This window comes from Vibrio sp. 10N.261.46.A3, from assembly GCF_041472995.1.
Classification (GTDB): domain Bacteria; phylum Pseudomonadota; class Gammaproteobacteria; order Enterobacterales; family Vibrionaceae; genus Vibrio; species Vibrio coralliirubri.
Map to the genome: position 1 here is coordinate 25,042 of NZ_JBFRRH010000029.1, position 21,595 is coordinate 46,636.

A 21,595-nucleotide genomic window follows, 5' to 3' on the forward strand; every position below is an offset into this window, starting at 1 on the left:
CTTCATGCTACGCGCTCTATATTTTGTTGTTATAGCTGTATGCATTATCCCAACCATTCCTGGGGTAGCGGGAGTCGTGACTTCGTCACTGAGTTTCATCCCGCCTCTAGGTTTAGAGGAGCCGACACTCAACGGTTTTAGCCAAGTCTTTCGATGGGAAGGGGCTTGGCACTCTATTGGCTTAAGCCTAGGTTCAGCAATTGCAAGCAGCTATATCGCCTGCTTCCTGACCTTTTGTATTCTTCAAGCCTCTTGGGGAAACAAGTTTTGGAGAAAGATTGAGTTAACGCTATCACCAATGCTTGCCATTCCACATGTGGCTTTCGCTATCGGCTTTGCTTTTCTGTTTAGTCCAACGGGGCTTGGCGCAAGAGCGGTACATCACTTGCTCGGCGAATCGGCTACGAGCTCTGAATTGGCGTTATTGGTAAAAGACCCATACGCGTTCGGCTTAATCATTATGCTCGCACTCAAAGAAGTACCCTTCTTGTTGCTGATGAGTATATCGATACTTCAACAAATCGATGTAGAACGTATCACTAAGGTCAGTGCATCACTCGGTTACAGCCGCGCTCAGATCTGGTGGAAATGTATTTTCCCACAATGGTTTACTAAGCTTCGTTTCCCAATGCTGGCGGTACTCGCTTACAGTGTCTCGGTTGTCGATATTGCTCTGATCATTGGCCCAACCAACCCGCCGACCTTTGCCGTTTTGGTATGGCAATGGTTCAACGATCCTGATCTTAACCTACTTCCGCGAGCTGCTGCTGGTGCCATCGTTTTGTTTGGTTTAGCTTCGTTGATCATCGCCTTGGCGCGTTTAGTTGAATGGGCGGTTCTTAAGTACTTTCGAACTTGGCAGTATTCAGGACGAACAGGGGCTAACTTGCCGGGGAAAACAGTATTCACAGTGCTTGCTAGCCTTTCATTGCTGATCATTCCTTTAATGGTAATTTGGAGTGTTGCTCAGCGTTGGCGCTTCCCGGATTTACTGCCTAGCCGCTACAGCATGCGTTTCTGGGAGTTCGAATGGGATGGCATCATGAGTACTGTGGGTCAAAGCTTATGGATTGGTCTTATTGCTGCTTCAGTCGCTCTGTTACTTGCGCTGATTGCTCACGAATACAGAATCAAATACAAGTGGCAAGTGCCAGGCTTCATTATCGCTATTCCAATGTTGATACCACAGCTCTCCGTGTTATTTGGTATGCAGGTCACGACCCTCTACATCGGCAGTAGTGCCTATGAGTTCTGGGTGATTTGGGCGCATGTTTTCTTTGCTTTCCCGTTTGTGTATCTGTCTTTAGACGGCCCGTGGAAAAGCTTCAATGATGGGTTGATTAAAGCCTCGCTGAGCCTAGGTAAATCGCCATTTCAGAGTTGGTATTCAATCAAACTGCCAATCTTACTTCCAGCTATCGCCTTTGCTTGGGCGGTCGGGATCAGCGTGAGTTTGGCTCAGTACTTACCCACCTTGATGCTCGGCGCGGGCCGTATTAGCACGATCACCACAGAAGCCGTTGCCCTTACCAGTGGTTTCGACCGCAGGGTGACAGCAATCTATGCCATTTGGCAGGCCCTATTGCCTCTGTTCTTTTTCTCTTTAGCGATATTAGTCAGCCGACTTCAACTTAGATATCGCCGTCTTACTTTTAAAGGTTTCCTAAGTAATGAGTCTGTACCTCAACGACCTCGCCATCCGTAAAACCGATGGAGATTCGCTGTTCTCAGCGCTAAATGTAACATTAGAATCTGGCCAAATACTGGCTTTGATGGGACCGAGTGGCTGTGGAAAGTCGACCTTACTGGATGCGATTGCTGGTCACTTAAGTCAAGAGTTTTCGTATTCTGGCACCGTTGTGTTGAACGATATTCAGCTCGACGAGCTTCCATCACATCAGCGTGAAGTCGGTATTTTGTTTCAAGATGACTTGTTGTTTCCGCACCTCAAAGTATGGGAAAACTTGGCCTTTTCGTTACCGAACTCTGTTAAGGGTTCCGCTCGTCAACAGCAAGCAATGGCTGCACTAAAAGACATAGAGCTAACTCACTTGGCAGAGTCTTTCCCGGATCAAATATCTGGTGGTCAACGTGCAAGAATAAGCTTAACTCGTATGTTATTGGCGAAGCCGAAACTCGCCCTGCTCGACGAACCGTTCAGCAAACTGGACCAAGAGTTAAGAGCACAATTTCGAGATTGGGTGTTTGAACAATTGACCAAAGCGAATATCCCTACATTAATGGTCACGCACGACGAAGCCGATGTACCTCAAGGGGCAGAAGTACTGTCTTGGCCATGGAGAAGTAACCATGCTGGATAAGTACTCCATTAAGGTCATTAAGTGGCCATTAAATCAGTCGGCTAAGTTACTGAACCAATTGGGTATCACGGCCAATCAAACCACGTTATTCGGATTTCTGGTTGGGTGCTTGGCATTTCCAGCGTTAGCATTTCAGCAATACGAATGGGCGTTGGGGTTTATTGTATTTAACAGGGTTTGCGACGGGCTTGATGGAGCCCTGGCTCGAATCCAAGGCATTAGTGATGCGGGTGGTTTCCTCGATATCAGCCTAGATTTCCTATTCTACTCGTTGATCCCTTTTGGATTTGTCATTGCCAACCCAGAACATAACGCCATTGCCGGTGCATTTTTGATCTTCTCTTTTATCGGCACAGGCAGCAGCTTTTTAGCGTTTGCGGTTATGGCAGGCAAGCGAGGCATCGAAAACCCAGTCTATAAACATAAGTCTCTGTACTACATGTCAGGGCTAACCGAAGGCACTGAAACCATCGCTTGTTTCATTGCTTTCTGTATTTGGCCTCAACACTTTGCGGCTATCGCTTACACCTTTGGTGCAGCTTGTTGGCTAACTACATTTATGCGAATTTATTTTGGTTTCCAGACACTCAAGAATCAAACCAGCTAGTATTAGTTTCAGGTTCCTTTCAAACAAAAACGCCGCTCAGATGAGCGGCGTTTCTATAATCTAGCTAATACTTAAACCTAATTATAATTAGGCATCTGCAGAAGCGTTAATTTTAAATCTCAACACCTTCAAGCTTGAATCAAGGTCGACATCGACAAATTCAGGCGGGTTGTCCAGACGCTCTATGAACTCAACGCTTGGTGCTTCTTCTGCCATCGTCTCAATCAGGAAGTTTGGTGATACTGCTGGTGAGTTAACACACGCAATCACTTCACCGCCTTCAGTTAGAAGTTCGGGCAAACGACGTAAGATCTTTTTGTAATCTTTGGTTAGAGCAAAGCTGCCTTTTTGGAACGAAGGTGGATCGATGATAACGAGCTCGTAAGGACCGCCTTTCTTGATTTTTCCCCACGACTTAAAGATATCGTAGCCAAGGAAGTTAACCGAGCGCATATCGTGTTCATTCAGACGGTGGTTATCGCGGCCTTTATTTAGTGAGCCGCGAGACATGTCCACATTCATACATTGACGAGCGCCACCAGCGATAGCCGCGACAGAGAAACCACAAGTGTATGCGAACAGGTTAAGAACGTTCTTATCCTTGGCATTATCTTGTACCCACTGACGACCATTACGCATGTCTAGGAACAAACCGAAGTTCTGATTACGGCCAATGTCTAATTGGTACTTAAGACCATGCTCAACCACAACCGGAGAGTCATTCAACTCGCCCCATAGAACCTCTGAAGGTGCACCATCGGCATAACGGTGTTGCAGAACAATGCTTGTGCCCTGCTTTGATTGCCAGACATCTTTGTTAGTGAGTTCAACCAATCCAGCTTTAAGAGATGACAAGAACTCGTCGTCCACCTCTTTAAATACGTTAACCAGTAGCTGCCCATCAACCCAGTCACATGTCAGTTGCTCTAGACCAGGCCAAAACTTACCGCGGCCGTGGAAAATACGACGTAGTTCGTTTGGCACTTCATTAAGTTGCTGTTCAATATGACTAAAAAACAGAGGTAAAGCTGATGCTTCCATTATTTCACTCACTTAGTGTTTAGCTTTGGCCAAGTTAATGACCAAGGTTCAAGCCAACTGTCCAAACCGTTCGACACGGTTTCCTGATGCCACTTCTCACCCAAGGAGTTTAAGCTTCTTGGATCGCAGACATATTCGTAGGCTTGTGATTGATAGGTAAATCGAATCGCGAAGGCATGCAGATAACCTCTGTCAGCCTCACTCGATGGATTATAAATAGGGTCACCAACAATGGCTGAGCCGATCGACTTCATCGCGACACGGATCTGGTGAGTTCGCCCCGTATAGGGTTTACATAAAAGTAAACGCTCACCGGGTTCAGCCGTTGCTGATAAAAATTGAGTAATCGCAGGGTTCTCTTTGGATGTCAGAAGTTTCCAACTTGAGCGTCGTGAACGCTCCATGTCTCCTGAGATCAAACCTTGCTTTTTCTTTGGCTTCTTAGAACCGATCGCAAGGTAGTATTTCTCTACTTCACGCTTTGCAAATAGCTGTGAAAGCTCGCTCGCCGCCGACGCATTTTTTGCCAGCAGCAGAATGCCCGAGGTCATTTTATCTAGTCGATGAACGAGATACAGCTTAGGCTCATTGATTGCTTTAGCAACTTCTTGAAGCAACATGGTATCGCCATCGTCTTTGTGGACGCTGACTCCAGGATGCTTATTGATAAGTAAAAAATCAGAGTGGTTCAGAAGAATATCGAACATGTAAAGGCTAGCTCCATTGTAGAAGGAGGAGTATACCGCGTCTGAACCCAGATTCCAGCTACGAAAAAGCCCAACTCACTCAATAAACATTGAATCATTGGGCTTCTTTTCAGCAAGTAGCGATCAGTGCTTGGTCTTTACTCGATTACCACACGGTAAATAGAACCAAACCACCGCTTTACGCCAGTTTAAACTTACCGACTAATGCTTCTAGCTCAGCAACCTTAGCGTTCAAGCCTGATGTGTTTTCAGAGCTTCGAGTCGCCAGTTGCAAAGATTGCTCAGAGATATCGCTAATCGCGGTAATATCCGCTGCAATTTCTTTGGTCACAGCCGTCTGTTCTTCTGCCGCAGTCGCAATAGAGTTGACCATGCTTTGTACATTGCCCGCGCCGCTCACAATCGCTTCTAGCGCAGAAACAGCACCTGAGCTTTGCTCGACACCAATCTCAACTAAACGACAGTTGTCTTGAGTGTAAGTCACCGCTTCTTGAGTGCCCGATTGAATCGATTGAATGATGCCCGAGACTTCTTGTGTCGCTTTGGTTGTTCTTTCTGCTAGCGCTCGCACTTCATCGGCTACCACAGCAAAACCACGACCAAATTCGCCTGCACGTGCCGCTTCAATTGCAGCATTCAAAGCTAACAGGTTGGTTTGCTCAGCAATGTCTTCGATGACTTTAATAACGCTACCAATCTGCTCACCATGCGAACCCAGCGTGTTCATTTGTAGCGACATGTCACTCATTTGAGTCGACACTTGTTGAATACTTGCCACCATCTCAACAATCACGTTGCGACCATCTTCTGCAGAGGTTTCAGAGCGACGTGCTTCCTCATAAGTAGAAGTACCTTGTTGAGCCACTTCAGAAATGGTCAAACTTAGCTCTTCAGCAGCAGTTGCAATCAAGTTAGCTTTGTCTGCTTGAGCTGATGCACCAGTAACGATGTCTTGGCTGATAGAAGAGAGCTCCCCTGTCACAGATTGGACTTGGTGAGTCACAGACGAGATAGAACCTAATAGGTCTACTAGTGATTTCTGCATCTGGTTAATCGACTTAGCCAGTTCAGCCAATTCATCTCCAGAATCATCAATAATGTCGCCTGCCGTTAGGTCACCATTTGCTACACGTCGAGCTACTTGTTCAACACGAGTCAGACGATTGGTAATAGAGCTAGACAATAGATACGCAATCACACAACCAAAGACAATCGCAATAGCAGACAACACCATGATGGTGCGCTCGATGGTAGTAAACGTATCGGTTAGTGTCAGTAGTGACTGTTCTGTATCTGCGCGCTCACTTGCTGATGCTTGATCCAGCAAGTTCTCAATAGGGATAAGATTGCTCTCATACAAAGATCGTAGCTGTTGAATGTTGGCTAGGAGCGCAGCTTCATCATTGATCTTCGGCACAAGCGTTGATTCAAACTCTTGAGTGAAACGCCCCATCAGGTCTTCAATTCGCTGAATACGACGGTGGTCTTCCGAACCTCTACTCTCCAAACGCTTCGCCTGCTCGATTGCTTGAGCAAATTCGTTCTTATTGGTTCGATAATCGTTAAGCGCGTTATCAACCTGAATGATCGCACCCAACGCATCTCGGTAGACATCCCCAGCTTCATCTATCAAAACAAGATAGGTAACAGTGCCCGGTACATCGTCCATTCTGATTTCATCAGCACTTTTATGAGCGCCAATAACCTCTATCCATACAATACTGACTAACGTGACAAGCACCGCCAATATAGAGCCAAAACCGGCATACAGTTTCTTTCTCACCGATAATTTCATACAACACCTACCTAAATAAAATACGGCTTAGAAAACCTTTGATATTCAATATATCGGCTAGCACACGGATAACTTGAGTGAATATACGACATTTATTTTCCATCGATAATTAAGTTTCGGACATAAAAAAAACGGGAGCCAATGGCTCCCGTTTCTTAACTTACTTTAACTCGCGATTGTAGCTTCTAAGAGCTATGGTTTCTTAGAACTATAACTTCTTAGAGATAAGCGCAGAGCCAGCAATGATACCAATACCTAGTAGCATGATTGCACCTTTACCGCTGTCGAAGCCAGAAGAGATACCCATGAACGCTACGATAGCGATAGCTACTGGGATGATGTACTTAACTAGTGTGTACCATAGACCGAATAGAGGGAAAGATACTTCACCGTCGTTAGTGATTTCTTTCTCAAGGTCTGCACGGTTTAGTCTCCAACCAGCGAAGATACATACCAACATACCGCCAACGGCTAGGAAGATCTTATCAGTTAGTAGGTCGAAGATATCGAATGCGCCAGTACCGAACAGTGTAGGACCGAAGCCACCAAGTGATAGAGAAGCGAAAATACATAGAATCGCCATTACTACACTTGCAGACAGTACTGCAGTCACACGCTTCATGCCTTTCTCATCGATTAGGTAAGAAACCACAACTTCTAGTAGAGATACTGAAGAAGTCAGTGCCGCAACACTTAGACCAACGAAGAACATTAGAGCGAATAGAAGACCAACTACGCCGCCCATTTCAGCGAATAGCTGAGGAACAACAACGAATACTAGACCAGGACCAGCCGCAGGTTCCATACCGAATGCGAACATTGCAGGGAACATTGCAACACCAGCTAGGATAGCAACACCAGTATCCATTGCCGTAACCATAGCTGTAGTTTGAACTAGGTTCTCTTTCTTCTTAAGGTAAGAACCGTAAGTCAACATACAACCCATACCAAGAGATAGTGAGAAGAATGCTTGACCTAGTGCAGCTAGGATTACACCGCTGTCTACTTTAGAGAAATCAGGGCTGAATAGGAATTCAAGACCAGCCATCGCGCCCGGAAGCATGATGCCTTTGATTGATACCACGATAAGGATAATGAATAGAAGTGGCATCAGGATCTTACCAGCTTTCTCAATACCACCAGAGATACCCTTCATAACAATAACAATGTTAAGCAGTAGGTATAGGCCCATCCACATAAGTGGTTGAACTGGGTTTGAGATAAAGCCACCGAAGCTGTCACCGATTGCTTCAGGTGCATCTAGTAGACCACCAGCAATCTTACCGATGTATGCGATAGACCAGCCACCTACTACAGGGTAGAAACCCATGATAAGTAGACCACTGACTACGCCGATAACACCAGCGAACGTCCAACGACGGTCAGTTGATTTGAATGCACCTACTGCTGATTTTTGCGTATGACGGCCAATCGCAAATTCAGTCAGCATTACACTGAAACCGATAAAGATTACAAAAAACAGGTAAATTGCAACGAATGCACCGCCGCCACTTTCGCCTGCTGTGTAAGGGAATTTCCAAATGTTACCTAGACCAACAGCAGAACCTGCTGCAGCCATTACGAATCCTAACTTCGAACCCCAGGTATCGCGGGGTGTTGTGGTTGTATTACTAGTAGCCACGTGTACTCCAAACTTTTGTGTTATGTGATGTTGTGTTTTGCTTTGGGTGGCGTCTTTAAAAGATAAGGCGTATAAAAAAATTTACACACCTAAAAGATTTGATTGACGCTCGTTATCTGGCAAGTAAACCAGTTTAAGAATAAAATTGGAAGCCCGAACCGTACATATTTCGTTACCAATGTAAATTTTTATGGTTAAATGCCGCCTTTTCATACAAAACAATCGTTTTCGTCTTAAGTTAACCAAAACTTAACAACTATAACCTGTTTACAGCTTTAGCTCTAATTTGTAAATAGTTGATTCCTTAAATTCCCATATCCGCAAAATAGCATTACTATCTAAGTGTCTCTTTTTTCGAGTATTCAATGTGGAAAAGCTCTACCATTTTTTAACTTTAGCTTCTGTCGCTTTGTACTGGGTACTTGTAGCCGGTGTGACTTTCCGTGTCGTACTAAAACGACGCTCTGTCAGCGTTTCTCTCGCGTGGTTGATGGTTATCTACATTATCCCAATTGTAGGTGTCGCTTGTTACTTCCTTTTCGGAGAGCTAAACCTTGGAAGAAAAAGGGCTGAGCGCGCTCACCGCATGTTTACTCCGTTTGGTGATTGGTTCCGAAAACTAGATGATTGCCAGCTCCACCTGCCAGGAAAGGTCGGCTCCCCAATCCACAAGATCGATGAACTTTGTAATAATCGAATGGGCATCCCAGCACTCAGCGGAAACACACTTTCACTGCAAGCTTCGCCCAATGAGATCTTACACGCAATTATCGAAGATATAGAAAATGCCCAAACCAGTATCAAGATGGTTTTCTATATTTGGCACCCTGGAGGCTTAACGGATTCGGTTGCTTCCGCACTCATTCGAGCGGCGAAACGTGGCGTGGATGTTAAAGTCTTGCTTGACTCTGCAGGTAGCCCGCGCTTTTTCAAAAGCCACTGGCGTTCAATGATGAAAGACGCAGGTGTGCAAGTTGTACAAGCACTAGAGGTTAGCCCTTGGCGTATTTTAATACGTCGCCTAGACCTAAGACAGCACCGTAAAATCATTGTGATTGATGAAACCATTGCCTATACCGGTTCAATGAACATGGTCGACCCTGCTCACTTCAAACAGAGCTCAGGTGTTGGTCAGTGGATTGACGTCATGGTTCGCGTAACTGGCCCTACCGTTAATGTGCTGTCAGCCATTCATGGTTGGGATTGGGAAGTGGAAACAGGTGAACGAATCCTTCCTGATTTACCAGAGTGTCCGGTTGAAGAGGTAATGACGCATCATCCAGTTCAGGTAGTACCATCAGGCCCGGGCATGCCGGAATATTTGATCCTACAAGTTCTGACCATTGCGATTAATCAGGCAAACCATTCAGTTCGCATCACAACACCCTACTTTGTACCAAGTGCCGATTTATTAGAAACACTCAAAATGACAGCGCAACGTGGTGTCAACGTAGAATTAATAATCCCACATAACAACGATTCACTGATGGTTAAGTGGGCTTCGCGCGCTTTCTATACGGAGTTACTTGAAGCTGGCGTTAAGATTTACGAGTTTTACGGTGGGCTTCTTCACACTAAGTCAGTAGTGATTGATGAAGAGTTTTGTTTAATCGGAACGGTCAATATCGACATGCGCAGTTTATGGCTTAATTTCGAAGTGACGCTAGCCGTTGACGATGTGCATTTCACTCAGCAGCTATCTGAACTTCAGCAATCTTACATCGAGTCATCGCACCCAGTAGAACTCGAGCAGTGGGAGCAGAGGAATCTGCGTAACCGCTTCTTCGAAAGATTGTTTTATCTGTTCAATCCACTGCTGTAATCCAATCAATGGGTCCATGCCGACTCATCTCTCACTGCCTATCTGATGTTTTAACCTTTCACGATAAACGACGTGAAAGGTTAAAAAGAGAAAGAAAAGCATAAAAACTCCCGCTTCACTCTTGCTTTGAAGGCTATTGGCATGTTTTAAATAGGACATAACCGATTGATAAGGAATTCACAGCATGTCCGAGAACAAAACCACTAAGCTGATCACTGCAGGTCGTGATAAGAAGTGGACCAATGGTGTCGTTAACCCACCAGTACAGCGCGCTTCAACTGTCGTGTTCAACTCAGTCGAAGAAAAGCGCAAAGCTACGATTAATCGCGCTAACAAAACGCTTTTTTACGGACGTCGTGGAACCAATACTCATTTCGCTTTCCAAGATGCCATGGTTGAAGTGGAAGGTGGCGCTGGCTGTGCGCTATATCCTTGTGGTACGGCAGCGATCTCTAATGCCATCCTCTCTTTTGTAGAAACTGGTGACCATATTCTGATGGTCGATACCTGCTACGAACCGACACGTGATTTCTGTGACACCATCATGAAGAAGATGGGAGTCGAGACGACTTACTACGAGCCAACCATTGGTGAAGGCATCCAAGACCTTATTAAGCCAAACACTAAGGTTCTGTTTACCGAATCTCCGGGTTCAGTCACCATGGAAGTTCAAGACATTCCAACGCTTGCGCGTATTGCTCATGAACATGACATCATCGTTATGTTAGACAACACATGGGCAGCCGGTGTTAACTTCTCTCCGTTTGACTTCGGTGTTGATATATCTATCCAAGCAGCGACTAAGTACATCGTTGGTCACTCTGATGTGATGCTAGGGACTGCGGTAGCCAACGAAAAATGTTGGGACCAACTGCGAGAGCAGAGCTACCTGATGGGACAATGTGTTTCGCCAGATGACGCTTACCTAGGACTACGTGGTATTCGTACTCTTGATGTTCGCCTACGCCAACACGCAGAGAGCAGCTTGAAAGTCGCAAAATGGTTAGAGACTCGTCCTGAGGTTGACCATGTTCGTCACCCTGCACTTGAGTCTTGCCCAGGCCATGAATTCTTCAAACGAGACTTTACCGGTGGTAATGGCTTGTTCTCTTTCGTGCTGAAAAACTCAAATACAAAAGCGACCACAGCGCTGCTTGATGGCATGACGCACTTTAGCATGGGTTACTCATGGGGCGGCTTTGAGAGCTTGATTCTTGCGAACGAACCGAACAGCTTTGATAGTCTAAGAACAGTAGCGAACCCTAACTTCGAAGGTACCTTAATTCGAGTTCATATCGGCTTAGAAGACGTTGATGACCTGATTGCAGACCTAGAAGCAGGGTTAGAACGTTACAACGCCCTCGTTTAATTTAAAGCGTTAACAGACTCAGACCAAAAAGGCAGGATATTCCTGCCTTTTTCAGATTAGCGTATTAGACACATAGTTTTAAAAAGCTACTGAACGTTAAAACACGCCCAATTGAATATTTCAGTTCGATGCTCATTGAACATATACAAAGACTGATCCTTCACTGCAATAGCGTAGTCAATCGTCACCCCTTTATACTCACTGTAATCCTGATTAATAACAGGGTCATGAAAAGGCGTTGCGGTTCTCACATCAAGAATGCTCATCGACAGGTTGTTTCCATCCAGTCCGTAGTAGCCGGAATAAAGGTTTTCCATCGTACTCTCGTTACCGTCTTGTTCAGTAATCGTCACAAACTCTCTAATGCTAAAAGTATGGTCAGACTGAAAAGTAAGGCTTATGCGCTCGTACAGTGCTTGATATGGTTGGAATGCCTGAGATAAGAAATCCGTTTTGATCGTTTTACAGTGCCATCGAGTGCCAGCTAATTCGTTTTGGTCTAACAAGAAGCTCGAAGCAGCGATTGCACAAAGAATGAGTAAGCCAATTAGTCGCAAAAGTAACTCCTCTTTTCCATGTACTGAGCAAACGAATCAAAAGACGACGCTACATTGAAAATAGAAGCGCTATAGTTCAACGCTTCGCCATCCTTCTTTTGCACCAACATGTATAACGTATCATTTTCAGGTTGGTCTACAGACGGATAGATACGGACAAAAACATCAACGTTGCAGTGGCTAGGTATCGCATCCGTTAGCTTTTGAGTGATCGCAGGCAACGAATAGGATTCATTGTGCGCAATATGGAAAAAGTAGTGATTGGTATTATCTGTGTAGCTGTCGCGATATTCGGCTTTATCAATAAAATAAGGCAGTGGCGTATAATAGGTTTGGAAAAGGTTGAACGCCGTTACGACGACACAAATCAATGCGACTAAATAGCCCGCTTTAACGAGGTGCGTATTACTTTTTGAATTTGAAGGTTCTAATTCAGCTACGTTCAATGCTTGGTTGGAAGACGTCTTGAGAGAGGAATCAGTGACCGTTGCAATGTTAACGCCTGTAAAGATTTCAGTCGCAGCCAACACTTCTTGCTCGACAGGCGAAGAATTTGATTTAGACACCCTCTCAGTCACTTGAGAAGGCTCAGTTTCAGTTTTGCTAGGCTTTATCGACTCATCTATTTCAAGTGAATAGCCCGTTTTACTGACCGTGCGAATCGTCGCACAGCCACAAGTCACTCGTGACAGCGTTTTTCTAATCTTAGATATCACGTTAGTGAGCGCTTGCTCTGAGACAATCACATTGCCCCAGCACCTATCAAATATCAGGCCTCGTTCAACACACTCACCAGCATTTTCAAGTAAGAACAGAAATACCTTACCTTCCATCGGTGCGATAGTTTCTACGTGGCCATCTTCACGCACAAACTGCCTAAGCAAGGGATCATAACGAGCATCACAGATTTGGTAGCTTTGTTGTTTCACTATCGTCTTCTAGGTTTGAATTTGGTCGCATATGATATTGAATAGTTTATAAATGACCAGTAAATTTTTCTATATTAACGCAATTATTTTTCGACGATAAATAACACTTTTATTTGTGCGGACAACCTACGATATGGTCATTAACCATGCCTGTCGCTTGCATGAACGCGTAACAGATTGTTTCCCCTACAAACTTAAAGCCTCTCTTCTTTAAAAACTTACTCATCGCTTTAGATTGCTCGGTAGAAGCAGGAACTTGAGACATCTCGGTCCATTGATTCACGATCACCTCATTATCGACAAATTGCCATAACGCATTAGAAAGAGAGCCGAACTCTTTCTGTAATTCAAGCGTTGCTCGCGCATTGTTGTATACCGAAGCAATCTTACCCTTGTGTTTAACCACATCGAAGTTTTCAATGATGTGCGGCACGTTGTCTTCATTCAACTCAGCTAGCTTGTTTAGATCGTAATTATCGAACGCGGCACGATACCCTTCACGCTTTTTCAGGATCGTAATCCAACTCAGGCCCGCCTGAGCGCCTTCTAAAGTAATGAACTCAAACAGAACTTGGTCATCATAAACAGGCACGCCCCACTCTGCGTCGTGGTACTCCCTTTCAAGCTCATGTTTAAGCGCCCATGCACACGTTCTATCTGATGTATTTACGTCCATTTTTGTATTCTCTTTTTATCAATCGGTATATAAAAATAATGCCCCAATTAGGGGCATTATTTCAAAGGTCAGTTAACGTTAAGCCACTTCAATTTTATGGAACAGACGATACAGCACAGGTACTACGATTAGCGTGAGTACAGTCGCAAAGCCTAAACCAAACATGATGGTTACAGCCATTGGCTTGAAGAAGATATCTGGTAGTAGAGGGATCATACCAAGAATGGTAGTGATCGCCGCCATACATACCGGACGAACACGACTCAGTGCCGCATCAACAACCGCTACATACGGATCTTTACCGGATTTCATCTCAATCTCAATTTGATCAAGCAGTACGATACCATTCTTCAGAAGCATCCCAGATAGGCTCAAGAAGCCCAACAGCGCCATAAAGCCGAATGGTGTATTCAAGGCTAATAAGCCTGTCGTTACCCCGATTAGCGCTAATGGAACCGTTAGCCAAACAATCAGCGGCTCTTTGACCGAGTTGAACAAGAACACGGTAATCAAGAACATGAACAGGTAACCCATCGGCATAGTGGTAAACAGTGACGCTTGTGCATCAGCAGATGACTCATATTCACCACCCCACTCCAACGAATAACCTGGTGGCATCTCAATCGCTTCGATTTGTGGCTGTAAGCGTTTCTGTAACGTCGAAGCCGTTTCTTCACCCAATAGGTCGTTGTCGGCCATTACCGTCAGCATGCGCTTACGGTTCTTACGGATGATAAGTGGATCTTCCCATTCTAATTCGTAGCCAAGCGTCACTTGCTGCAACGGAATGTATTCGCTTAATGCCGGACTCCAAATCTTCATACCTTCGATGTTACGAATATCGACACGCTCATCTTCAGGTAAACGAGCCACAATCGGCATCAACGTTGTACCATCACGATACACACCAATCGACTTACCAGAGAAAGACATTGCTAGGAAATCATCAACGTCAGATTTGGTAATACCATAACGACGCGCTTGGCTTTCATTGAACTGAGGCTCTAATACCTTCGTTCTTTCACGCCAATCGTGACGAACGTTAAATGCGCCTTCATCTGCACGCATGATGTCCATAACTTGAGCAGCGATTGAACGTAACACTGTTGGATCAGAACCCACAATTCGCGCTTCAATTTTCGCACCGCCACCAGGACCTAATTCAATCTGTTTAAGCTTGTAATCAATCTCAGGGAACTGGCTACCCACATGCTCACGGAAACGTTTCATTAGCCCTTCAAGCACTTCATAGCTCTTCACACGAACCGTTATCTCGCCGTAAGCGCTATAACTTTTCTCAGGAGAGTAAGTCAACATGAAACGTTGCAGGCCTTTACCCGCCGTTGTCGTGATGTGCTCAACTTCGTCTTGTTCTGCTAACCAACCTTCAAGCACTTTAAGCTTGGTATTGGTCGCTCGAATATCGGTACCTTCAGGCATCCAAACATCCACTTGGAACATAGGTGTGGTTGATGACGGGAAGAAGGCTTGCTTAACGAAACCAAAACCGTAAACACTTGCGCCTAAACCAATAATCAGAACAAACATGGTTAACCAAGCACGCTTCATACAGAACTCAAGGAAGTTTTTATAGATAACAAAAACCATCCCGTTGTATGGGTCCTTACCTTCGTTATCTGGGTCGACCTTCTGACCTTTAAAGAACATGTCAGCAAAGAACGGCGTGAGCGATATGGCAGTAAACCAACTCAGCATCAAGGAGATCAGTAGCACCGTGAACAAGGTGCCACAGTATTCGCCTGTTGAGTCTTCCGATAAACCAATTGGAGCAAACGCAGTCACCGCAATAACCGTCGCACCAAGTAGCGGCCATTTGGTTTGGGTTACGATATCTGTGGCGGCCTGCATCCGGGTTCGCCCCTTCTGCGTGCCGATCAATATCCCTTCCACCACCACAATGGCATTATCCACCAACATCCCCAAGGCGATAACCAACGCGCCCAGTGAAATACGTTGTAGGTCGATCTTGAAGTACTGCATGAAAATGAAGGTACCAAAAACGGTCAACAACAATATCAAGCCGATCAACAGTCCCGAGCGTAGTCCCATGAAGAACAGTAACACCACGATTACGATCGCAACCGCCTGCCCTAAACTCACCACAAATCCGCTTACCGACTTGTCTACCTCTTTGGGTTGGTTATAAACCTCGGAGATGTCGATACCGACGGGTTGTTGATACTTTAGCTCGGCCAGTCTTCGGTCAAACGCTTCACCAACCGCTACTACGTTCACGCCTTGCGCAAAAGAGACACCAAGGTTAAGTGCGAGTTTGCCGTTATAGCCAATGATGTTACTTGGCACTTCAACATAACCACGAGTGACGTTCGCCACATCTTTTAGATAGATGAGACCTTGAGCGCCGCCTTCTGTCAGAATCAAATCACCAAGCTGTTCAACATTCTGGAACTCACCCGTTGGATGAATTCGAATGTACTCGTCGCCAATTCTGACCGCGCCAGCACTTGATACAATATTTTGAGTCGATAAAAGGTTAAATACCGTGCTTGGAGACAGACCCAGAGAGCTTATCCGTTTCATCGATATCTCAATGAACACTTGCTCTTGCTGTTGGCCGGATACCGAGACCTTACTGACCCCATCGACCAACTCAAGCTCTCGCCTTAGGTAATCAATGTAATCCAGCAGCTCTTTATAGCTATAACCATCACCCGTCACCGCCAGCAAAATACCGTAAACGTCACCGAAGTCATCGATGACTTGAGGGTCATTGACCCCGGGTGGCAGTTCAACCTTAAGATCATTCACTTTTCGGCGAAGTTCATCCCAAATTTGCGGAAGATCATCAGGGCCATAGTTATTCTTCATCGTTACCGTTACCTGAGACAGGCCACGGCTTGAAATAGAGTTTACTTCGTCGACATAGGTAAGTTGTTGAATCGCTTTCTCTAGTGGGTAGGTAACTTCTTCTTCCACCTGCTGAGGCGTTGCCCCTGGGTATGAAGTCACGACCATTGCATCTTTGATGGTAAAGGCAGGATCTTCTAAACGACCCAGACCGAAGAACGCAGAAACACCACCAATAAGAAAGATCAGAGATAGCATCCAGCTAATGACTTTGTTACGTATAAAGTAAGAAGCAACACCTGTGATCTGATCATCACCCTGTTGATCGTCATTTTGAGGCTTGTTATTTACTTCACTCATTGTTCGTCTCCTGAGACAATACTTCCACTGTCATCCCATCTCGCAATCGCGATACGCCTGCAACAACGACATGCTGCCCCATTTCCAGTCCTTTCATGACCTGCAATGTTTTCTGATTTGCTTTTCCTAATACGACTTGCTGTTTCGAGACGGTATTGTCGTCATTGAGCACCCATACATAAGAGTTCTGACGCGTTAAATCATCACCATCGGCATTGAACACAGCTTCAATTGGAATCAGCACACCGGCTTTTAGCTCTAAGCCGATTTCTCTCCCATTTGAAGTCACCTCAACCGCCATACCGTCCAAAATCAAATCATCTTCAGGCATAGGCAAAGCAAGCGTCACCGTAAATGTGCCCGTACTTGGATCCGGTTCTGTTGTGAACTCCTTAATACCTGCCGTGTATTCATTGCCACTTGGCACTCTAACTACAGCCTCAACGTTCGATAACAGTTGTTCACTCGGTTGGTTGACGTAGATTTGGTCAGGCAGTTGAATTACGACTTCAACATCTTCGACACTGTGGATGTTCACCACTTGTTGGCCTACCTGAATATTTTCATATTGGTCGACACTGACTCGAGAAATAATCCCATCAACAGGCGCACGAAGCATGGTGAACGATAAGCGCAGTTTCGCAAGTTCCAACTCGGCATAAGCAATCTGGCGTTGAGCAGCAATTTCATCGAATTGCGACTTAGCCAATAAGCCTTTCTTCACTAGCGGACTCGAACGTCGGTATTGACTATTGATTACCGTGTAACGAGCTTGAGCATTGTCCACATCCAATTGATAATCGGTTGGGTCAAGCTCAGCAATGATGTCCCCTTTGGAAACACGTTCACCTTCCTTCACATCTAGCTTGAAGATTTCACCGGCCACTCGGAAACTGAGGTGAGCTTTCTCAGCAGCATTAGCAACTGCAGGGAAATAGAGTTTGTCGCTAAAGTCGATGACTGAAATCTCGATAGCTTTAACTAAGGGCGTGTTATTCACTTCTACAGCTTGCTTATCTTCACAAGCCGTCAGTAAGGCTAAACACGACAGGCCAGCGGCCACTTTAAGTGTTTTCATGTTATAGCCCCCTTTCCTTGATCCACTCTCGAACTTTAATGCCCGATTCAAGACCATTGACGCCAGAAGTCACAATGCGATCGCCATCGTTCAATCCAGAGACGATATGACGTTTTTCATCGATGACAATGGCAACATTTTCAACAATGCCATCGCTATTCACACGCCACACAGAGACATCATCCCCGTCGGTCATCATTGCTGACGTTGGAATTTTGGTGGCCGCCGCTAACGATGAAACGAGATTTACCGTGCCAGACATACCGGGCAAAATACCCACATCGGTTGGTCTTTCCATTACCATGGTGACCTTGTACGAACCTGTTTTCGGGTCGGCTTCGGTATCCACTTCTTGGAAGGTTAGAACATAAGAGTTTTCAGGAAATGCATCAAAAACCATGGTTGCATCTGTCTCGAACCCTGATGAAAAGCGCGTAATAAGTTGGTCGGGTAATAAGAAGACGACTTTAAGAATCTGATTGGTTTGAATATTCATCACGCCTTGTTTAGCAGCAATGTATTCATGATTTTCAGCCGGAATAATGGAAATCGTTCCATCGTAAGGCGCGACAAGAGTGGTATAGCGAAGGTTTGCTTTGGCTTGATTAAGCATCGCTTTAGCAGAATTGTGATTGGCTTTCGCTTGGTCGAAATCTTGTTCTGATACGACTCGGTCTTTACGTAACTTAATCGAACGTTGGTATTGAACGTCAGCAAGCTTAAAGTTGGCTCTTGCTTGCTTCTCTAACAGCTGATATTCGTCGGGATTGAGCGTTGCAAGCCCTTCACCTTTACTGACCTTTTGACCAGATGTGACATCAATAGTCTGAAGTAGCCCTGGAACACGAAATGCCAGTACGGCTTTGTCACCCGCTTCAGTGGTGGCTGGAAAGCTACGTTCAAAGGCATTACTACCGACGGAAACAGTGAAGAGTTTGGCGGGTCTAGAATCAGGTTCAGGTACGGGAGGAAGCTCCTTACCACACCCAGACAACCCAGCTAAGGCTGTCAATAGGACAACGGAGGCTCTATACATTGGTGATCATCCATATCTATAAATATTTTTATAACATAGATTAATCACATGTAACTTACCAGTTATCGTAAGATTTATTTAGACAAAATTATTAAAAAAAATAACGGCTTGGAATAAATTTTCCTAAACCGTTATCGAATCTTTTTAGACTTATCGCTACATGTTCTTAAATGCGCGGTCGACTTTGAAAGTATCGGAGGTCACATAAGCTTCCATGTTGCGGACACTGGTCTCTAACTTCTGGAAATCACCCTCTAAAGTGCCCAGTAACGACTCTGCCGTTTGCCCTTTTTCCCAAGGCTTCTGTTTGAGTGTGTGCTCTTGCTTGGCTTTCATCTCATCAACATAGTGAGGTGGTTGTTTTTCAAGCATAAATGTCAAAGCTAAATACGCTAATAACACCAGAAAGCTACCACCAAGCAGTGCCGCAGAGATAACTAAGATGCGAACCAACCACACTTCAAGGCCAAAGTAGTTCGCTACCCCTGCACACACACCAGACAATTTGCCGTTAATCGTGTCGCGATACAGTTCTCTACTCATAGTTTCGTCTCCAGTTAGGCGACTCCGCATCCAGTATTTTTTCTAGCGTTTTCACTCGGTCTTGCATGGATTCGGCTTGCGCAGAAAGCTTATGCAAACGTTGAAGATCGGTTTCTGAAAGACCATTGCTGGATTTCTTCTTGCTGCGGTAATGTAAGAATAACCATAGCGGTGCCACGAAGATTAAAAAGACAATCAGTGGACCTGCAATTAGAAATGTTGACATAGACAACTCCTAAATTATTTATCGCGGTTTTCAACTTGTTGCTTCAGTTTCGCTAGCTCTTTTTCGATTTCATCTTGAGCTTGTAGTTCGGCAAATTCTTGGTCTAAAGATTTTGCGTTGCCAGTCTTAGCGTAAACGTCCGCTTCAGCTTCTAATTCATCCACTTTACGCGAGAATTGCTCAAACTTCGCCATTGCTTCGTTGGTTTTGCTTGAATGCAGGTGTTTTTGAACATCACGACGATTGCTCGCCGCATTATTACGAATCATTAATGCTTGTTGCTTTGCGCGAGTTTCTGCAATTTTGGTTTCAAGCTTGCCGATCTCACTGGTTAGCTTTTCTATGGTTTCATGAACCAAAGTTTGCTCTGTGTGAAGGCTCTTGATGATGTCTTCCAGTTTCTGCTTTTCGATTAGCGCCGCTCTTGCCAGATCTTCACGTTGCTTAGTCAGTGCGAGTGTCGCTTTGTTTTGCCAATCTAGAATCTGAGTTTCGATAGCTTCAACTTTACGTGCTAGCTCTTTCTTGTCTGCGATTGCTTTTGCTGAGTTAGTACGAACCTCAACCAGCGTATCTTCCATTTCTTGGATAATCAGGCGAATCATCTTTTCAGGATCTTCGGCCTTATCTAATAGTGCACTGATGTTTGAATTTACAATGTCTGCAAAGCGAGAAAAAATACCCATGAGGAACTCCTTAATTACAATGATGGCAAATGCGTTTCAAATCGTTGTGCGACTTTATCAATCCACTTGCTCAAAAAGTTACGTTTGTTGTTAAACCTACCATAAGTAATCCAAGTAGCGTGCCAACTTTTAAGCCATTTATTATCAGCCACTTACAATAAAATGGTGATTAACCCGAACCATGCTATGATGAATTTAGCCAAGTATTGGTATTTTTCACCACTACGGCTCTTACATGACCTCTCCAGCGCTCAATTCATACAAGGACCCGCTATGCAGCAGAACCTCATTGGTGAATCACCTAGCTTTCTCTCTGTGTTAGATAAAGTTTCCCAACTCGCACCAATAGAAAGACCCATTCTGATCATTGGCGAACGTGGCACAGGTAAAGAGTTGATCGCACAAAGACTGCATTACCTTTCAAGACGTTGGGATCAACCTTTGATCTCATTGAACTGCTCAACCTTAAGTGAAGGTTTGATTGATTCAGAACTGTTTGGTCATGAGTCTGGTTCCTTTACTGGTTCAAAAGGTCGTCATCAAGGTCGCTTTGAAAGAGCAGAAGGAGGAACGCTGTTTCTGGATGAGCTAGCGACCACTCCCCTTGCGGTTCAAGAGAAGCTATTGCGCGTTATTGAATACGGGCAATATGAACGTGTCGGCGGGCAAAAGGCGCTAAGTGCCAATGTCAGACTGGTGTGTGCAACCAATGCCGACTTACCAGACATGGCATTAAAGGGCGAATTCCGAGCAGACCTATTAGATAGACTGGCGTTTGACGTCATTACTATCCCTCCTTTGCGTGAGCGAAAAGAAGACATCATGCTACTGGCTGAATACTACGCCATTAAGATGTGTCGTGAATTGGAATTGGAGTTGTTCGTTGGCTTTGCCCCTTCTGCCGTTGAATCGCTTTTGGATTATTCTTGGCCAGGGAATGTACGAGAGCTCAAAAACGTGATTGAGCGAGCTATCTATCAGCATGGAAAAGACCCATATCCTATTGAATATTTAGTGTTTAACCCATTTAAACCCGCATGGAAAACAGAGCAAGATTCCTCGCCGGAAACTGGCAATGAGCCGTCTAACAGCCATACTTCATCAGAGAGCTCGTTTTCTTTGCCGCTTGATTACAAAGCATGGCAAGAACAACAAGACATCAAGCTACTCAACCAAGCCCTCAAACAGAGCAAATATAACCAGAAACAAGCCGCAGAATTACTTGGGTTAACCTACAACCAATTACGTGGAATGGTGAGGAAGTACGCGATTGTCGGACAAGCTAACGATAAATAGCTGTCCACACTTGATTATTATTTGGAGCCGAATAAATAAAATGTTAAATTGTCCGGATCTTGAGGCTCCTCTAAC

Annotated in this window: 19 protein-coding genes; 6 read left to right on the plus strand and 13 right to left on the minus strand. The window is 45.0% G+C overall.

The features are described from left to right. Window positions 1-4: 4 nt before the first annotated feature. From AB4484_RS08470 to AB4484_RS08480, 3 genes are read left to right on the plus strand one after another with little or no spacing between them, the layout of a single operon-like run. Window positions 5-1,705, plus strand: coding sequence for an ABC transporter permease (locus AB4484_RS08470; protein WP_248368264.1), 1,701 nt, complete (start codon window positions 5-7; stop codon window positions 1,703-1,705). Next, window positions 1,671-2,321, plus strand: coding sequence for an ATP-binding cassette domain-containing protein (locus AB4484_RS08475; RefSeq protein WP_248368266.1), 651 nt, complete (start codon window positions 1,671-1,673; stop codon window positions 2,319-2,321). Before AB4484_RS08470 ends, AB4484_RS08475 begins: the two co-directional genes overlap by 35 nt. Next, the gene (locus AB4484_RS08480; protein WP_372077532.1) at window positions 2,311-2,928 is read left to right on the plus strand and encodes a CDP-alcohol phosphatidyltransferase family protein; all 618 of its coding nucleotides are present in this window, start codon (window positions 2,311-2,313) and stop codon (window positions 2,926-2,928) included. The genes AB4484_RS08475 and AB4484_RS08480 overlap by 11 nt, the downstream gene beginning before the upstream one ends. 87 nt (window positions 2,929-3,015) lie before the next feature. Here the strand turns inward: AB4484_RS08480 and AB4484_RS08485 are convergent, their stop codons facing one another. From AB4484_RS08485 to AB4484_RS08500, 4 genes are all read right to left on the minus strand, one after another. After that, on the minus strand, window positions 3,016-3,969 hold the full coding sequence (locus AB4484_RS08485) for a class I SAM-dependent methyltransferase (protein WP_372077534.1): 954 nt from the start codon (window positions 3,967-3,969) through the stop codon (window positions 3,016-3,018). An 8-nt stretch (window positions 3,970-3,977) separates the two neighbouring features. After that, complete coding sequence (locus AB4484_RS08490; RefSeq protein ID WP_050634665.1) at window positions 3,978-4,676, minus strand: TIGR01621 family pseudouridine synthase; 699 nt, start codon at window positions 4,674-4,676, stop codon at window positions 3,978-3,980. Between the two features lie 178 nt (window positions 4,677-4,854). Beyond that, window positions 4,855-6,471 (minus strand): methyl-accepting chemotaxis protein, encoded by a 1,617-nt coding sequence (locus AB4484_RS08495; RefSeq protein ID WP_372077536.1) that lies wholly within the window; start codon window positions 6,469-6,471, stop codon window positions 4,855-4,857. Between the two features lie 208 nt (window positions 6,472-6,679). Further along, entirely contained in the window at window positions 6,680-8,113 is a 1,434-nt protein-coding gene (locus AB4484_RS08500) for a sodium-dependent transporter (RefSeq protein ID WP_082151314.1), read from the minus strand. Between the two features lie 367 nt (window positions 8,114-8,480). On the opposite strand from AB4484_RS08500, the gene cls reads away from it, so the two are divergent. Further along, a complete protein-coding gene (gene cls / locus AB4484_RS08505; RefSeq protein WP_048614466.1) occupies window positions 8,481-9,935 on the plus strand; it encodes a cardiolipin synthase in 1,455 nt (484 codons plus the stop codon). A 184-nt stretch (window positions 9,936-10,119) separates the two neighbouring features. Then, the gene (locus AB4484_RS08510; protein ID WP_050645075.1) at window positions 10,120-11,304 is read left to right on the plus strand and encodes a cystathionine beta-lyase; all 1,185 of its coding nucleotides are present in this window, start codon (window positions 10,120-10,122) and stop codon (window positions 11,302-11,304) included. An 86-nt stretch (window positions 11,305-11,390) separates the two neighbouring features. On the opposite strand, the gene AB4484_RS08515 is transcribed toward AB4484_RS08510, so the two are convergent. The 9 genes from AB4484_RS08515 to pspA form a co-directional block, all read right to left on the minus strand. Further along, complete coding sequence (locus AB4484_RS08515) at window positions 11,391-11,861, minus strand: hypothetical protein (protein ID WP_372077539.1); 471 nt, start codon at window positions 11,859-11,861, stop codon at window positions 11,391-11,393. Then, window positions 11,852-12,790 (minus strand): transcriptional regulator, encoded by a 939-nt coding sequence (locus tag AB4484_RS08520; RefSeq protein WP_372077541.1) that lies wholly within the window; start codon window positions 12,788-12,790, stop codon window positions 11,852-11,854. The genes AB4484_RS08515 and AB4484_RS08520 overlap by 10 nt, the downstream gene beginning before the upstream one ends. 109 nt (window positions 12,791-12,899) lie before the next feature. After that, on the minus strand, window positions 12,900-13,466 hold the full coding sequence (locus AB4484_RS08525) for a DNA-3-methyladenine glycosylase I (protein ID WP_048609413.1): 567 nt from the start codon (window positions 13,464-13,466) through the stop codon (window positions 12,900-12,902). Between the two features lie 78 nt (window positions 13,467-13,544). Beyond that, the gene (locus tag AB4484_RS08530; protein WP_372077542.1) at window positions 13,545-16,655 is read right to left on the minus strand and encodes an efflux RND transporter permease subunit; all 3,111 of its coding nucleotides are present in this window, start codon (window positions 16,653-16,655) and stop codon (window positions 13,545-13,547) included. Beyond that, window positions 16,648-17,733 (minus strand): efflux RND transporter periplasmic adaptor subunit, encoded by a 1,086-nt coding sequence (locus AB4484_RS08535; protein ID WP_048614477.1) that lies wholly within the window; start codon window positions 17,731-17,733, stop codon window positions 16,648-16,650. The genes AB4484_RS08530 and AB4484_RS08535 overlap by 8 nt, the downstream gene beginning before the upstream one ends. Window position 17,734: 1 nt before the next feature. Continuing rightward, the gene (locus tag AB4484_RS08540; RefSeq protein WP_048614479.1) at window positions 17,735-18,769 is read right to left on the minus strand and encodes an efflux RND transporter periplasmic adaptor subunit; all 1,035 of its coding nucleotides are present in this window, start codon (window positions 18,767-18,769) and stop codon (window positions 17,735-17,737) included. Between the two features lie 156 nt (window positions 18,770-18,925). After that, window positions 18,926-19,312: an envelope stress response membrane protein PspC gene (gene pspC, locus AB4484_RS08545; protein WP_372077545.1), complete on the minus strand. Its 387-nt coding sequence runs from the start codon at window positions 19,310-19,312 to the stop codon at window positions 18,926-18,928. Beyond that, window positions 19,305-19,538 (minus strand): envelope stress response membrane protein PspB, encoded by a 234-nt coding sequence (gene pspB, locus AB4484_RS08550; protein WP_004734605.1) that lies wholly within the window; start codon window positions 19,536-19,538, stop codon window positions 19,305-19,307. Before pspB ends, pspC begins: the two co-directional genes overlap by 8 nt. A 14-nt stretch (window positions 19,539-19,552) precedes the next feature. Next, entirely contained in the window at window positions 19,553-20,224 is a 672-nt protein-coding gene (gene pspA / locus AB4484_RS08555; protein ID WP_010440091.1) for a phage shock protein PspA, read from the minus strand. A gap of 273 nt (window positions 20,225-20,497) precedes the next feature. Here pspA and pspF point away from each other — a divergent pair, with 273 nt between their 5' ends. Further along, the gene (gene pspF / locus AB4484_RS08560) at window positions 20,498-21,520 is read left to right on the plus strand and encodes a phage shock protein operon transcriptional activator (RefSeq protein ID WP_050621873.1); all 1,023 of its coding nucleotides are present in this window, start codon (window positions 20,498-20,500) and stop codon (window positions 21,518-21,520) included. The last annotated feature ends 75 nt before the right edge of the window (window positions 21,521-21,595 follow it).

Excerpts from the sequence above, each read along its gene's own strand:
- AB4484_RS08470 (WP_248368264.1), top strand. The coding sequence starts at position 5 with ATGCTACGCGCTCTATATTTTGTTGTTATAGCTGTATGCATTATCCCA.
- AB4484_RS08475 (WP_248368266.1), top strand. The coding sequence starts at position 1,671 with ATGAGTCTGTACCTCAACGACCTCGCCATCCGTAAAACCGATGGAGAT.
- AB4484_RS08480 (WP_372077532.1), top strand. The coding sequence starts at position 2,311 with ATGCTGGATAAGTACTCCATTAAGGTCATTAAGTGGCCATTAAATCAG.
- AB4484_RS08485 (WP_372077534.1), bottom strand. The coding sequence starts at position 3,969 with ATGGAAGCATCAGCTTTACCTCTGTTTTTTAGTCATATTGAACAGCAA.
- AB4484_RS08490 (WP_050634665.1), bottom strand. The coding sequence starts at position 4,676 with ATGTTCGATATTCTTCTGAACCACTCTGATTTTTTACTTATCAATAAG.
- AB4484_RS08495 (WP_372077536.1), bottom strand. The coding sequence starts at position 6,471 with ATGAAATTATCGGTGAGAAAGAAACTGTATGCCGGTTTTGGCTCTATA.
- AB4484_RS08510 (WP_050645075.1), top strand. The coding sequence starts at position 10,120 with ATGTCCGAGAACAAAACCACTAAGCTGATCACTGCAGGTCGTGATAAG.
- AB4484_RS08525 (WP_048609413.1), bottom strand. The coding sequence starts at position 13,466 with ATGGACGTAAATACATCAGATAGAACGTGTGCATGGGCGCTTAAACAT.
- AB4484_RS08530 (WP_372077542.1), bottom strand. The coding sequence starts at position 16,655 with ATGAGTGAAGTAAATAACAAGCCTCAAAATGACGATCAACAGGGTGAT.
- AB4484_RS08535 (WP_048614477.1), bottom strand. The coding sequence starts at position 17,733 with ATGAAAACACTTAAAGTGGCCGCTGGCCTGTCGTGTTTAGCCTTACTG.
- AB4484_RS08540 (WP_048614479.1), bottom strand. The coding sequence starts at position 18,769 with ATGTATAGAGCCTCCGTTGTCCTATTGACAGCCTTAGCTGGGTTGTCT.
- pspC (WP_372077545.1), bottom strand. The coding sequence starts at position 19,312 with ATGAGTAGAGAACTGTATCGCGACACGATTAACGGCAAATTGTCTGGT.
- pspB (WP_004734605.1), bottom strand. The coding sequence starts at position 19,538 with ATGTCAACATTTCTAATTGCAGGTCCACTGATTGTCTTTTTAATCTTC.
- pspA (WP_010440091.1), bottom strand. The coding sequence starts at position 20,224 with ATGGGTATTTTTTCTCGCTTTGCAGACATTGTAAATTCAAACATCAGT.
- pspF (WP_050621873.1), top strand. The coding sequence starts at position 20,498 with ATGCAGCAGAACCTCATTGGTGAATCACCTAGCTTTCTCTCTGTGTTA.